Raw genomic sequence first — 12,249 nt, 5'->3', positions numbered from 1 at the left:
GTCGGGATTCCCGCAACTTCAATGGAAATCAGACGTCCGATTTCCATTGAATTTGCGTCTCCGCACGGCGGCGGGACGGGTCAGGCGTCGTCGGGTTTGGTGGCGTGGTCGTAGTAGCCGAGGACTCCGGTGGCCCCGTGGAGGGCGAAGTCCGCCTCCGGGGTTTTCGGTTTGCCCGCGGTTTCGATGACTCCGCGCAGGGTCACGTTGACCAGGTCGTCCAGGTCCCGCCAGCGGGCCGCCGGGTGCTCGTCGGACCGGGCGTCCGCGGCGAAATCGGCTTCGCAGCGCTGGATTCCTTCGCGGAGCCGGCGGACCAGCTTCATGAACGTGCCGTGGCCGCGGGTGGGGACCAGGTCGTCGGCGTGGGACGCCAGGAGCCCGGCCATGTAGGAGATGTCCTCGACGTGGTTGCCGAGCCACTTGCGGCGGCGGTACACGTCGCCGAGCTCCGGCCAGCGCTTGCGAGCCGCCTGCCGGGTGCGCCCGGTGACCGCGCTCAGATCGGCCAAGCTCGCGCCCAGCCACACTGATTCCTCCGCCGCCTCCGCGGTCTGCCGCATCGCGGCCTCCGCCACCTGGTCCTCGACGTCCAGCGCCGCCCGGAACCTGCCCAGCGAGCGCAACCGCCGCTCCTGCTCGTCGCCGACGTCGCTGAGCTTGGCGCCCGGGTCGACCACTTCGACCGGCGCCGCCTCGGCCAACCGCCGCACCAACCGCCCGACCTCGTCCATCTTCCGACCTCCTTGTGAACCTGAGGTTCACAGTACACCTTGTAAACCCGAGGTTCACAGCGAATTTTCTCCCGGATTCCTCCCGGATCGCCGCTGAACTGCGAATCCGCCGAATCCCGATGCCATTCCGGAGCCCCCGCCGAACAGCGTTTTCGCAGGTCAGAGCAAACATGAACGCGCTGTTCACGTTTGACCGACGACCCCCTCCCGGGGCAAGATCGAGCTCTCCCGAAACCACCCCTGAACTGGGGTTTCTTCGTCGTGCCCGCATTCGGCGGGCGATCGACCAGCTAGGAGTCGTCGATGATCCGTGCCCGCGGTCTGACCCGCCGGTTCACCGTCAAGCGCCACCCCGTCGAGGCCGTCCGCGGCCTGGACCTCGACGTGGAACCCGGCCAGCTGGTGGCCTTCCTCGGCCCCAACGGCGCGGGGAAGTCGACCAGCCTGCGGATGCTCACCACGCTGCTGCCGCCCACCTCGGGCACCGCCACCGTGGCAGGGCACGACATCCGCACCGAGCCCGCGGCCGTCCGCGCCCGCATCGGCTACGTGGGGCAGAAGAACAGCGCCGGCGAGAACTACCGGGCCCGCGACGAGCTGATCACCCAGGGCCGCAGCTACGGCATGTCCCGCCACGACGCCCGGCGCCGCGCCGGCGAAGTCCTGGAGCTGCTCGACCTGACCGCGCTGGCCGACCGCAAGCCCGGCACCCTCTCCGGCGGCCAGCGCCGCCGCCTGGACATCGCGATGGGCCTGGTGAACCGGCCGGAACTGCTGTTCCTCGACGAACCCTCCACCGGCCTGGACCCGCACAGCCGCGCCAACATCTGGGAGCACGTGCTGCGGCTGCGCGAGGAGCACCGCACCACGCTGCTGTTCACCACCCACTACCTCGACGAGGCCGACACCATGGCCGAGCGGGTCGTGGTCGTCGACGAGGGCCGGGTCATCGCCGACGGCACCCCCGGCCAGCTCAAAGCCGACCTCGCCGGCGACCGCATCACGATCACCGTCGCACAGCCGGACGTGGCAGCAGCCGCCGAGACTGCCGAGCGCATGACCGACGCGGTGACCGTCGAGGACCGCTCGATCCGCGTCCGCGTCCCGCGCGCCGACACCGCCCTGCCGGAGTACCTGCGCGCCCTGGAGGACAGGGGGATCAAGGCCATCGCGGCCGAAACCGCGCGCCCCACCTTGGACGACGTATTCCTCGCGCTTACCGGTCGAAGCCTGCGCGAGACCCAGTCATGACCACCCACCCGGGAAAGGACCGACCGATGACCTTCTTCCGCGACACCGCAACGGTTTTCCAGCGGGAGATCACGCCGAGCCTGCGGGAGCCGACGGCGATCCTGTTCAGCATGGCGCAGCCGCTGCTGTTCCTGTTCCTGTTCGGGCCGCTGCTGGCCGGCACCCCGGGCTTCGAGGCCTCGCCGTGGCAGTGGTTCGTGCCCGGCATCCTGGTGATGATGTGCCTGTTCGGGCCCATGATGGCCGGGTACAACCTGCTGGTCGAGCTGGGCAGCGGCTCGATGGAGCGGATGCTGGTGACCCCGCTGAACCGCTCGGCGATGCTCGTCGGGCGCACCCTCAAGGAGTTCGCCCTGCTGCTGGTGCAGGCCGTGCTGCTGATCGCGCTGTCGGTGCCGCTCGGCTTCCAGCTGCACCCGGTCGGCGTCCTCGCCGGACTGGCGTTGCTGCTGGTGTTCGGCGTGGGCCTGGGGTCGTTGTCCTACGTGCTGGCCATCGCCGCGCACCCCGGCGGGGAGCTGTTCTACGCGGTCACCCAGCTCGTCCTGTTCCCGCTGATGCTGCTGTCCGGCGTGCTGCTGCCGATGGATGCCGGGCCGGGCTGGTTGCAGGTGGTCTCGCGGATCAACCCGGTCTCGCACATCGCCGACGCCGCCCGGGCGCTGTTCTCCGGGCAGCTCCTGGACCCGTCGGTGCTCGCCGGTGGCCTCGCCGCCGTAGGACTGGCCGCGATCGGTCTGGTGGTGGGCACTCGGGCCGTAAAGCGCGGGATCTGATCGCGAAAGGCTGCCGCTCGGGCCGGTCGCTGACTTAGGGTGGGGCGGCAGCCAGCGACGAGGAGGCACCGTGTCGGTCACCGGAGAACGAGCCGCAGAGCCTCGTGTGCCCCTGCGCGAGCAGGTGCGCCAGGAGCTGCAGGCCCGGATCGCCTCCGGCAGGCTGCTGCCCGGCGACCGGATCTTCGAGCAGGACCTCGCCGTTGAGCTGGGGATTTCCCGCGTTCCGGTGCGCGAGGCGATCCGGATGCTGCAGAGCGAGGGCTTCGTCGACGTGCCGCCCGGCCGCCGCGGTGTGTTCGTCCGCGGGCTCGACCGCCAGCAGGCCAAGGAGCTGTTCGAGGTGCGCGAGGCGCTGGAGGTCTACGCCGCCCGCCTGGCCGCCGAGCGGGCCGAACCCGGTGACGTCGAGGTGATGGCCGAACTGGCGCAGCGGTCCCGCGCGGCGCTCGAATCCGGTGACATAGATCAGATGTCCAACGCCAACGAGGCCTTCCACGAGAAGCTGGTGGACCTGTCGGGCAACGACCTGCTGGCGTCGATGCTCGAGCCGCTGCACGGCAGGCTCGCCTGGCTGTTCCGGATGAACCTCGAGCCCGAGCGGGTGTGCCGCGAGCACGAGGCCATCCAGGCCGCGATCAGCGCCGGCGACGCCGACCGGGCGGCCGAGGTGGCCAAGCAGCACGTCCTGTCCAGCCAGCGGATGGTGCTGGAGCGGATGCTCTAGCGGGCGAGCCTGGCCAGCAGCGCCGAGGCGATGCAGATCATCGCGACGGCGGCCACCACCAGCACGCCGAAGTCCAGCAGCAGGTTCGCGGGCAGGCCGAGCAGCAGTCCGCGCAGCGCGTCCACCTCGTAGCCCAGCGGGTTGACCCGGTTGACCGCCTGCAGCCAGCCCGGCATCAGCTCCACCGGGTACAGCGCGTTGGAACCGAAGAACAGCGGCATGGTGATCGCCTGCCCGATGCCCATCAGCCGGTCCCGCGAGAGCACCAGCCCGGCGATGGTGATCGACAGGCAGCAGAAGAACGCCGACCCCAGCAGCACTGCCACGACCACGCCCAGCAGCCGCAGCGGGTTCGCCGTCATCGACACGCCGAGCAGCGCGGCCAGCACCAGCACCACCAGCGCCTGCGCGAGCGCGCGCACGCCGGCTGCGAAGGCCTTGCCGCTCACGATCGCCACCCGAGGCGTCGGGGTGACCAGCAGTTTCGCCAGGACCCCGGCGTCGCGCTCCCAGATGATCTGGATGCCGTAGAAGATCGCGACGAACAGCGCCGACTGCGCCAGGATGCCCGGTGCCAGGTAGTCCAGGTACGGCACGTCGCCGGTCGGGATCACCCGCAGGCGGTTGAACGTCTCGCCGAAGATGACCAGCCACAGGGCGGGCTGGATGGCCCGGGTGATCAGCTCGGTGCGGTCGTGGCGCAGCTTCTGCAGCTCGACCAGGCACATCGTCCCGATCCGGGACGCCATCAGCCCGATCGGTCCACGTCGCAGCGGCTCAACCGACACGACGTGCGACCCGGCGTGCTGCACGGACATCGCGCATCCCCTCCCCCGTGCTCTCGCCCAGCGCGTCGCCGGTCACCGCGCGGAAGGCGTCTTCCAGCGTCGCCTCCGGCCCGACCTCGGTGCGCAGCTCCAGCGGTGTTCCTTCGCGGTGGATCCGGCCGCGGTGCATCAGCGCGACCCGGTCGCACTGGCGGTCGGCCTCCTCCATGTAGTGCGTGGTGACCAGCACCGTCATCCCGGTGGCCGCCCGCACCTCGTCGATGCGCTCCCACACGCCCGCGCGGGCGATCGGGTCCAGGCCGATCGTCGGCTCGTCCAGCACCAGCAGCCTCGGCGCGCTGACCAGCGCTAGGGCCAGTTCCAGGCGGCGGACCATGCCGCCGGAGTAGGTGGCCGCGGTCCGCTCCGCGACGTCGTCCAGGCCCACCGAGCGCAGCGCCGCGTCGACCGCATCGCGCCGCTGCGCCCTCGGGACGTCGAAGAGCCGGGCGAACAGCTCGACGTTCTCGCGGCCGGTGAGCGCGGAGTCGGCCGAGAGCTGCTGGGGCACGTAGCCGATCAACCGGCGGGCGGCGAGCTTGCGGCGGTTCACGTCGACGCCGAACACCTCGATCGCGCCGGGCGCGGCGGGCAGCAGCGTGGCGATCATGCGGATGGTGGTCGTCTTGCCCGCCCCGTTGGGGCCGAGCAGCCCGAACACCTCCCCCGCGACGATGCGCAGGTCCACGCCGTCGACGGCCACCGTGTCCCCGAAGCGGTGGCGCAGCCCTTCGCAGCGCACCGGGAGTTCCTCGGTCATGACTCCTCCAGATCCGGCGGCTCGTCGGCCGACAGGTTCGCCAGCAGTTGGCGCAGCGCGGGCAGCGCCTGCCGCAACGCCTCCTGATCGACCTCCGGGAGCTGGGCGACACCGGCGCCGACGAGCTCGGAACGCGCCTCGCGCCAGTACGCCAGGCGGTGCTCGGCGAGGTCGGTGAGCTGCAGTTTCGCGGCGCGGCGGTCATCGGGATCCGGGTGCCGTTCCAGCATTCCCATCGCGACCAGCTGGTTGACCAGCGTGCTGACCGAGTTGGGCGCCAAGTGCAGCACCTCCGCCGCCCCTCGCACCCCGATACCCGGTTGGTCCTCCACGGCTCGCAGCAGCTCGACCTGCGCGCCGCGCAGCTTCGGACCGGACGCTTCCGGCCGCAGCCTGCGGCGAACCCGTCGGCGCAGGCCGGCCAGCACCGACATCAGCTCGTCGCCCACCGTCACCGCATCGCTCATAGCCCCAAAGTACCTCTTACTAAGAGCTACTTCCAGCTTGATCAACTCGTCCACAGTGGATGAATAATCGGACGAATTTCCATTCATCACCGGAAATTCCATCCAAAGCACCCTTGTGGGACGGGGTGAACACAGGTTCACTTGCTTGGTGAACACAAGTTCACCCGAAGAGCGAGGAGCCTGATGAGCAGCCCCACGGCCGCATCCCAGCGACGTTCGAAGATCGTCATCGGAGTGCTCGCCTCCTGCGGCATCGCGGTGTCGCTGATGCAGACCCTGGTCGTACCGCTGCTGCCGGAGTTCCCCAGGCTCCTCAACACCACTCCCACCAACGCGGCGTGGCTGGTCACCGCAACGCTGGTGGCGGGCGCGGTGTGCGCGCCGGTGCTCGGCCGCCTCGGCGACATGTACGGCAAGCGGCGGATGCTGCTGGTCTCGCTGGCCGCCATGTCCTTGGGCAGCGCCATCGGCGCGGTCAGCGACGACTTCGGTGCCGTGCTGGTCGGCCGGGTGCTGCAAGGCGCGGCGATCGGTGTCGTGCCGCTGGGCATCAGCATCATGCGCGACGAGCTGCCGGAGGAGCGGATCACCTCCGGGGTGGCGCTGATGAGCGCGACGCTCGGGATCGGTGGTGCGGTCGGGCTCCCGGTGACCGGAGTGGTCGCCGAGAACTTCAACTGGCACTGGCTCTTCGGCGGTGCGGCCCTCTTCGGCCTCGTCGAGTTCGCGCTGGTGCGCCTCGTGGTGCCGGAGTCGGCACTGCGCAGCGGCGGGCGGTTCGACTTCGTCGGCGCGCTCGGGCTCTCGGCCGCCCTGACCTGCCTGCTGCTGGCGATCTCCAAGGGCAACGACTGGGGCTGGACCAGTCCGCCGGTGCTCGGCCTGCTCATCGCGGCCGCTGCCCTGTTCCTCGTGTGGGGCGGCTACGAACTCCGCACCCCGTCCCCGCTGGTGGACCTGCGGGTCTCGGCCCGCCCCGCGGTGCTGCTGACCAACATCGCCTCCGTGCTGATCGGGATGGCGATGTTCGCCGGGTTCATGGTCGGCGCGCAGATCATGCAGGCCCCGGTGGGCACCGGCTACGGCTTCGGGATGTCGCTGGTGGTCACCGGACTGGTGCTGCTGCCGATCGGCGGGGCGATGGGCGTGTTCTCCCCGCTGTCGGCGCGGATCTCGCGGCGGCGCGGACCGCGGACCACGCTGATCCTCGGCGGATCGGTGCTGACCGCGGGCAACCTCGCCGGATCGTTCCTGCACGACCCGCTGCCGCTGGTGGTGTTCAACCTGACGATCGTGGCGATCGGCGGTGCGCTGGCCTACGGCGCGCTGCCGACGCTGATCATGCGTGCGGTACCGCCGGCTGAGACCGCCGCGGCGAACAGCCTCAACACCCTGGCCCGCTCGATCGGCACGTCCAGCTGCAGCGCCATCGTGGTGGCGCTGACGACGGGGTCGGTGGTGCAGATCTCCGGGGTCGAGTACCCGTCGGTCACGGCCTACTCCTGGGTCTTCCTCGTCGCAGGCACGGCGGCGCTGCTGGCCGCGCTGATCGCCGCGGTCACCCCGTCCGCACGTCGGTACGCACCCGTTGTCCCGCAGGTGGCGACCGCGACCGGGCAGGCGCGCTAGCCTGATCGACATGTCCAGCCCGGCAGTCGGCGACGATCAGCGGCGTGATGCCTGCGCGACCCGCGAGGCGATCCTGAAGGCGGCCCGGCGCCGCTTCTCCTCCTGCGGCTACGCCGACGTGACGCTGCGCGACATCGCGGCCGACACCGAGGTGAGCGCCGCGCTGGTGGTGAAGTACTTCGGCAGCAAGGAGGACCTGTTCACCGAAGCCTCGGGCTTCGAGCAGGACGCCGAGCGGCTGCTCGACTGCGAACTCCCCCAGCTCGGCGAACACCTGGTGCGCACCTTGCTGGACTACCACGAGCAGACCCAGGGCGACCCGCTGCTCCGAGCGGTGTTCACCTCCTCCCGCCCGGCGGGAGCCCAGTTCCGGGCGAACTTCGAGCACCAGCTGCTCACCCGCCTGGCCGAACGCCTCCCCGGCCCCGACGCCCAGCTCCGAGCAGAACTGGTCTGCAGCCACCTGATGGGCCTGGCGGCTTCCCGCCTGGTCCTCCGAACCGAGGCGATCACCGCGGAACCCAAGGAGAACCTGGTCGCCATCACCGCGCCCCTGATCCAGAACTGGCTCGACGGCCCGCTCTGAGCCGCGGCTCGCCAGCTGGGCCAACGCCCTTCAGCCGAGGGCAGCTCGGAGCTGGTCCGGGTCCTGGTAGTGCACGCCGATCATGCCGAGATGACTTGCGGCCGCGACGTTTTCCAGGGTGTCGTCGATGAACAGGCATCGATCGACGTCGGCTCCGGCCCGTTCCGCGGCGAACTGGTAGATGCGCGGATCGGGTTTGGCCGCGCCGACGCTGGAGCTGTTCACCACGGCGTCGAACAGGTCGAGAACGCCCAGCTCCGCCAGGTCGGACTCGAGCCTGGTCGTCGCATTGGACACCAGCACGACCGGCACTCGCAGGTCGGCGAGGAGTTCCGCGACCTCGTCCACGAAGTCGCCGACCGGCGCGGACCACTGGGCAACAACAGCGCGTGCTGTCTCGACACCGCAAAGCACGGCCAGGTCCGCGGTGATGGCCTGGCGCCACTGCTCGTCGGTTTGAGCTCCGGTGATCGCGGGTTTCAGGCGTTCCGGGGCGAACGCCGCGCCGGCCAGCGCCCCCTTCGGCAGGCCGCCGTGGCGCTCAGCGTCATGCATGATCGCTGGATCCCACCGACGAAGTACACCATCGAGATCGCACAGCACCGCATCGAACGTCCGCACGCCGATCATGCTCCCACCCCGCCAGCCTCCCGACACGCGAGGGCATGTCGGGAGGCGCACCAGTGCCGGTCAGCGGACTTCCAGGACTGGGATCTTGCAGCGGACGTCCTCGCCGTTGACCGACTCCCACTCGTCCGCTTCGCGGAGGTGGATTCGGCCCGCTTCGACCAGGCCGTTCAGGTATTCGCCGACCTTGCGGGACTCCCAGACGTGGGCGACCGTGGCGACCACCAGGCCTCCTGGGCGGACCACGCGGACCAGTTCGTCGAAGACCTCCGGGCCGACGTGGCCATCGGTGATCGTTCCGACGCAGATCGCCGCCGCGTAGGTGTTGTCCGGGATGTCCAGGCGCTTCGTCAGGTCTGCTTTGGTCAGGTTGCGGTAGGCGCCGGTCGCGCGGGCCTGGTCGAGCATGCCCCGGGACAGGTCGAGGCCGTCGATCACCGCCACCGACCGGGACGCCAGCACCTTGCCGACCAGGCCCGTTCCGCAGCCCGCGTCCAGGACCGGGCCCAGGTCCGCGCCGGCCAGGTCGACCAGGCGGTTCGCGGCGTTGGCCGGGGCGACGTAATCCATCCCGGCGAGCATGTCCGCGTCGTACTCGGCGGCCCACTCGTCGTAGACCGCTTCGGCTTCCTCCTTGCTCTTGAGGTCGTACGCGCGCTGCAACTTCGGGCTGCGGCCAGTCATGGTCGACGCTCCTTCCGCTCGGATCACCTCGACCTTCGCACGATCCGATCCCCGGGAGTACGACCGAGATCACAGCCACCGGCCGCGAACCTCCGCCTCCGGCGCGCTGTTCGGGCAGGTCAGCGGCGGATCTCCCCTCACAGCACGTGATCCAGGAACTCCCTGGTCCTCGCCTCGCGGGGCCGGTCGAGCAGTTGGCCCGGCGGCCCGGATTCCAGCACCTCGCCGCCATCGAGGAACACGACCTCGTCGGCTGCTTCGCGAGCGAAACCGATCTCGTGGGTCACCACCAGCATCGTGTGCCCTGCGGCGGCGAGATCGCGCAGCACCGCCAGCACCTCCCCCACCAGTTCCGGGTCCAGCGCGCTGGTCGGCTCGTCGAACAGCAGCAACTTCGGTTCCATCGCCAGCGCCCGCGCGATGGCGATCCGCTGCTGCTGACCGCCGGAAAGCTGCCGCGGGTAGGCATTCTCGCGCTCGGCCAGGCCCACTCGGCGCAGCTTGTCCCGAGCTCGATCCTCAGCGTCCTTCCTGGACAGACCGAGCACCCCGATCGGCGCCTCGACCAAGTTCTGCAGCACCGTCAGGTGGCCGAACAGGTTGAAGTCCTGGAACACCATGCCGATCTGGGCGCGCTGGCGGGCGACCGCGCGGTCGCCGAGCTCGTGCAGGCGACCACCGGACTCGCGGTAGCCGATCAGCTCGCCGTCGACCTCGACCCGCCCCGCATCGACCTTCTCCAGGTGGTTGACGCAGCGCAGCAGCGTGCTCTTCCCGGATCCGGACGGCCCGATCACGCAGGTCACCCCGCCCCGGCGCACCGACAGGTCCACCCCGCCGAGCACCCGCGTCGAACCGAAGCTCTTGTGCAGACCGCTTATCTCCAGCATCAACGGGCTCCCTTCAGCACGGCCCGGAGCCGTTGCAGGGGTGTCGGCGGCAGCTCGCGCTCCGCTCCGCGGGCGTAGTGGCGCTCGACGTAGTACTGGCCGGCGGTGAGGATCGAGGTCACCACGAGGTACCAGGCGGTCGCCACCAGCAGCAGCGGGATCACCTGGTAGTTGCGGTTGTAGATCAGCTGCACCGAGTACAGCAGGTCGTGGACCGCGATGACGCTGACGATGGACGTGCTCTTGAGCGTTCCGATCAGCATGTTCCCCGCTGGCGGGATGATCGACCGCATCGCCTGGGGCAGCACGATCCGCCGCAGCACCCGCAACCGGGACATGCCGAGCGACTGCGCGGCCTCGGTCTGCCCGGCGTCGACGGACAGGATCCCGGCACGCACCACCTCACCGGCGTAGGCGGCCTCGTGCAGCACCAGGCCGATCACCGCGGTCGCGGTGCCGCCGATGAGGTTGACCGTGTCGAACGTGAACCACGGGCCGAAGCTCACCGTCGGGTAGAGCGCGCCGATGTTGAACCAGAACAGCAGCTGCACCAGCAGCGGGATGGAGCGGAAGAGCCAGGTGTAGAGCCAGCTCACAGCGTTGAGCACGGGATTTCCGGACAGGCGCATCACGGCCAGCACCGCGCCCAGCGCGAAGCCGAGCACCATCGTGACCGCGGTCAGCCACAAGGTCAGCCAGAGGCCGTTGAGCACGGCGGGCAGGGTGAAGTGGGCACCGACCACGGACCACTGGAAGTTCGGGTTCGTGGCCATCGAGTGGACCACCACGGCCAGCACCGCCACCGCGGCGAACGCGGCGATCCACCTCCCGGGGTGTCGGGTCGGGACCGCCCGGGGCGGATCGGTCGGCGTGGCGGTCCGGACCTCCGGAACCGCTTGGAGGTGCGAGGATCTGGTCATCAGGACTTCCCGTCGGACTGCGATTTTCGCTGGGAGCGCGGATTTCGGCGGACCGACTTCACCGACATGCCGAAACCGCCTTGAAACAAAGGGGAAACGCCGCGCGGGAACCACCCACCACCGAGGTCCACGCTATCGATCCCGACCGGACCGTCAAGGACGTCCCACAGGTTGATCGGCGTTGACACCCCGTTCGGCACCGGGCGATTCTCGGGTCGTGACCAGGCAACTGCGTTTGGTGAAGCGCAACCACATCGACCTCGCCCTGGTGTGGTCGGCCGCTTGTCGCGGCTGACGCTCCCGACTTCGCGCCGCCGGCCGCTCAGCCGGCGCCTCCCCGCACGGGCCCCACCACCACACCCGTTGCCGTTCCCCGGAAGGGTCGTCACCGAATGCTCACGCGCGTGAGAACAGCCGTCACCGCACTCGCCGCCGCCGGACTGCTCGCCGGTTGCGCACCCGCTCCTGACCAGACCGGACTGGACGTCACCGCCGACGTCGTGTCCCCGGTCGCGAAGGACGAAGCCATCGCCGCACTGCTCCCGCCGGAGGTGCGCGACTCCGGAGTGCTGAAGTTCGGCAGCTCCATCGGCGGCCCGCCAGCCGCGTTCTACCTGCCGGACAACACCACCGCCGTCGGCCTGGACGTCGACATCGCCGACGCGGTGGGCCGCGTGCTGGGCGTGCGCGTCGAGCGCCAGGAGGCTTCGTTCGAGGCGATCCTGCCCGCGCTGGGCAGCGGCAAGTTCCAGGTCGGCACCGGCAACTTCGGCGTCACCGAGGAGCGCAAGAAGACCATCGACTTCGTCACCTACGTCGACGACGGCCAGGGCTTCGCGGTCCGCCGCGACAGCGACCTCCCACCGGTCACCGACGTCGTGCAGCTGTGCGGGCTGACCATCGGCACCGGCGCGGGCACCACGTTCGAGTCGACCCTGAACGCGCAGCAGCACCGTTGCGCGGAGGCCGGGCGCCCGCCGTACCAGGTCCAGGTGTTCAAGGAGCGCAGCGCCAACTACTCGGCCTTGCAGCAGGGCAAGGTCGACGTGGTCATGAACACGATCAACGGCCTGCACCACGCCACGTCGCAGCAGCCGAACCTGCGCTACCTCAACGACTTCCGCCGCCTGGACGTCGGATTCGCGCTGGCCAAGGGCTCACCGCTGGCGCCCGCGCTGCAGGCGGCGGTCGACAAGCTGATCGCCGACGGGAGCTACCAGCGCATCCTGCGCAAGTGGGGTGTCGAACCGTCGGCGATCCCGCGCTCGCAGATCAGCCCTCCGGAACTGCGCTGAACGCGACGTGGGGTGTCGGTCCAGGAGTTCGGCGTTCATCGGATTTCCTCCCGGTTCTGGGGTTTCGATGCGTCCA

At 69.9% G+C, this 12,249-nt stretch carries 14 protein-coding genes; 6 read left to right on the top strand and 8 right to left on the bottom strand.

The window, feature by feature from the left end:
* Window positions 1–80: 80 nt before the first annotated feature.
* Complete coding sequence (locus tag ABTZ89_RS26595) at window positions 81–734, bottom strand: hypothetical protein (protein ID WP_351049572.1); 654 nt, start codon at window positions 732–734, stop codon at window positions 81–83.
* A gap of 303 nt (window positions 735–1,037) precedes the next feature.
* Here ABTZ89_RS26595 and ABTZ89_RS26590 point away from each other — a divergent pair, with 303 nt between their 5' ends.
* The 3 genes from ABTZ89_RS26590 (at window position 1,038) to ABTZ89_RS26580 (ending at window position 3,488) form a co-directional block, all read left to right on the top strand.
* The gene (locus ABTZ89_RS26590; protein WP_351049569.1) at window positions 1,038–1,985 is read left to right on the top strand and encodes an ATP-binding cassette domain-containing protein; all 948 of its coding nucleotides are present in this window, start codon (window positions 1,038–1,040) and stop codon (window positions 1,983–1,985) included.
* A gap of 26 nt (window positions 1,986–2,011) precedes the next feature.
* The gene (locus ABTZ89_RS26585; RefSeq protein WP_351049566.1) at window positions 2,012–2,761 is read left to right on the top strand and encodes an ABC transporter permease; all 750 of its coding nucleotides are present in this window, start codon (window positions 2,012–2,014) and stop codon (window positions 2,759–2,761) included.
* 70 nt (window positions 2,762–2,831) lie between these two features.
* The gene (locus ABTZ89_RS26580; RefSeq protein ID WP_270951013.1) at window positions 2,832–3,488 is read left to right on the top strand and encodes a GntR family transcriptional regulator; all 657 of its coding nucleotides are present in this window, start codon (window positions 2,832–2,834) and stop codon (window positions 3,486–3,488) included.
* Here ABTZ89_RS26580 and ABTZ89_RS26575 read toward each other — a convergent pair.
* The 3 genes from ABTZ89_RS26575 to ABTZ89_RS26565 are packed head-to-tail and all read right to left on the bottom strand — an operon-like array spanning window position 3,485 to window position 5,542.
* Window positions 3,485–4,306 (bottom strand): ABC transporter permease, encoded by an 822-nt coding sequence (locus ABTZ89_RS26575; RefSeq protein ID WP_351049562.1) that lies wholly within the window; start codon window positions 4,304–4,306, stop codon window positions 3,485–3,487. The two genes, ABTZ89_RS26580 and ABTZ89_RS26575, sit on opposite strands and share 4 nt — an antisense overlap.
* Window positions 4,266–5,075 (bottom strand): ABC transporter ATP-binding protein, encoded by an 810-nt coding sequence (locus ABTZ89_RS26570; RefSeq protein ID WP_351049559.1) that lies wholly within the window; start codon window positions 5,073–5,075, stop codon window positions 4,266–4,268. Before ABTZ89_RS26570 ends, ABTZ89_RS26575 begins: the two co-directional genes overlap by 41 nt.
* On the bottom strand, window positions 5,072–5,542 hold the full coding sequence (locus tag ABTZ89_RS26565; RefSeq protein ID WP_351049556.1) for a MarR family winged helix-turn-helix transcriptional regulator: 471 nt from the start codon (window positions 5,540–5,542) through the stop codon (window positions 5,072–5,074). Before ABTZ89_RS26565 ends, ABTZ89_RS26570 begins: the two co-directional genes overlap by 4 nt.
* A 183-nt stretch (window positions 5,543–5,725) precedes the next feature.
* Between ABTZ89_RS26565 and ABTZ89_RS26560 the strand changes: the two genes are divergently transcribed.
* Window positions 5,726–7,171 (top strand): MFS transporter, encoded by a 1,446-nt coding sequence (locus ABTZ89_RS26560; RefSeq protein WP_351049553.1) that lies wholly within the window; start codon window positions 5,726–5,728, stop codon window positions 7,169–7,171.
* Window positions 7,172–7,181: 10 nt separating this feature from the next.
* On the top strand, window positions 7,182–7,757 hold the full coding sequence (locus ABTZ89_RS26555) for a TetR/AcrR family transcriptional regulator (RefSeq protein ID WP_270951018.1): 576 nt from the start codon (window positions 7,182–7,184) through the stop codon (window positions 7,755–7,757).
* A gap of 30 nt (window positions 7,758–7,787) precedes the next feature.
* On the opposite strand, the gene ABTZ89_RS26550 is transcribed toward ABTZ89_RS26555, so the two are convergent.
* From ABTZ89_RS26550 to ABTZ89_RS26535, 4 genes are all read right to left on the bottom strand, one after another.
* Window positions 7,788–8,387 (bottom strand): HAD family hydrolase, encoded by a 600-nt coding sequence (locus tag ABTZ89_RS26550; RefSeq protein ID WP_351049549.1) that lies wholly within the window; start codon window positions 8,385–8,387, stop codon window positions 7,788–7,790.
* 60 nt (window positions 8,388–8,447) lie between these two features.
* A complete protein-coding gene (locus ABTZ89_RS26545; protein ID WP_270951020.1) occupies window positions 8,448–9,068 on the bottom strand; it encodes a class I SAM-dependent DNA methyltransferase in 621 nt (206 codons plus the stop codon).
* A 137-nt stretch (window positions 9,069–9,205) separates the two neighbouring features.
* Complete coding sequence (locus ABTZ89_RS26540) at window positions 9,206–9,958, bottom strand: amino acid ABC transporter ATP-binding protein (protein ID WP_351049546.1); 753 nt, start codon at window positions 9,956–9,958, stop codon at window positions 9,206–9,208.
* Window positions 9,958–10,878 carry an amino acid ABC transporter permease gene (locus ABTZ89_RS26535; RefSeq protein WP_351049543.1) on the bottom strand — a complete coding sequence of 307 codons (921 nt, stop codon included), beginning with the start codon at window positions 10,876–10,878 and terminating at the stop codon, window positions 9,958–9,960. The genes ABTZ89_RS26540 and ABTZ89_RS26535 overlap by 1 nt, the downstream gene beginning before the upstream one ends.
* A 404-nt stretch (window positions 10,879–11,282) precedes the next feature.
* On the opposite strand from ABTZ89_RS26535, the gene ABTZ89_RS26530 reads away from it, so the two are divergent.
* On the top strand, window positions 11,283–12,173 hold the full coding sequence (locus ABTZ89_RS26530; RefSeq protein ID WP_351049540.1) for an ABC transporter substrate-binding protein: 891 nt from the start codon (window positions 11,283–11,285) through the stop codon (window positions 12,171–12,173).
* Window positions 12,174–12,249: the final 76 nt, after the last annotated feature.

The sequence above is a fragment of the Saccharopolyspora sp. NPDC002686 genome (genome assembly GCF_040295745.1).
GTDB classification, from domain to species: domain Bacteria; phylum Actinomycetota; class Actinomycetes; order Mycobacteriales; family Pseudonocardiaceae; genus Saccharopolyspora; species Saccharopolyspora oryzae.
The sequence above is the reverse complement of the archived record's forward strand: the minus strand, read 5'-3'. Positions and strand labels throughout refer to the sequence as shown.

Bases quoted from the DNA above. Each gene is read 5' to 3' on its own strand.
- ABTZ89_RS26595 (WP_351049572.1), bottom strand. From the start codon at position 734: ATGGACGAGGTCGGGCGGTTGGTGCGGCGGTTGGCCGAGGCGGCGCCG.
- ABTZ89_RS26590 (WP_351049569.1), top strand. From the start codon at position 1,038: ATGATCCGTGCCCGCGGTCTGACCCGCCGGTTCACCGTCAAGCGCCAC.
- ABTZ89_RS26585 (WP_351049566.1), top strand. From the start codon at position 2,012: ATGACCTTCTTCCGCGACACCGCAACGGTTTTCCAGCGGGAGATCACG.
- ABTZ89_RS26575 (WP_351049562.1), bottom strand. From the start codon at position 4,306: ATGTCCGTGCAGCACGCCGGGTCGCACGTCGTGTCGGTTGAGCCGCTG.
- ABTZ89_RS26570 (WP_351049559.1), bottom strand. From the start codon at position 5,075: ATGACCGAGGAACTCCCGGTGCGCTGCGAAGGGCTGCGCCACCGCTTC.
- ABTZ89_RS26565 (WP_351049556.1), bottom strand. From the start codon at position 5,542: ATGAGCGATGCGGTGACGGTGGGCGACGAGCTGATGTCGGTGCTGGCC.
- ABTZ89_RS26560 (WP_351049553.1), top strand. From the start codon at position 5,726: ATGAGCAGCCCCACGGCCGCATCCCAGCGACGTTCGAAGATCGTCATC.
- ABTZ89_RS26555 (WP_270951018.1), top strand. From the start codon at position 7,182: ATGTCCAGCCCGGCAGTCGGCGACGATCAGCGGCGTGATGCCTGCGCG.
- ABTZ89_RS26550 (WP_351049549.1), bottom strand. From the start codon at position 8,387: ATGATCGGCGTGCGGACGTTCGATGCGGTGCTGTGCGATCTCGATGGT.
- ABTZ89_RS26545 (WP_270951020.1), bottom strand. From the start codon at position 9,068: ATGACTGGCCGCAGCCCGAAGTTGCAGCGCGCGTACGACCTCAAGAGC.
- ABTZ89_RS26540 (WP_351049546.1), bottom strand. From the start codon at position 9,958: ATGCTGGAGATAAGCGGTCTGCACAAGAGCTTCGGTTCGACGCGGGTG.
- ABTZ89_RS26535 (WP_351049543.1), bottom strand. From the start codon at position 10,878: ATGACCAGATCCTCGCACCTCCAAGCGGTTCCGGAGGTCCGGACCGCC.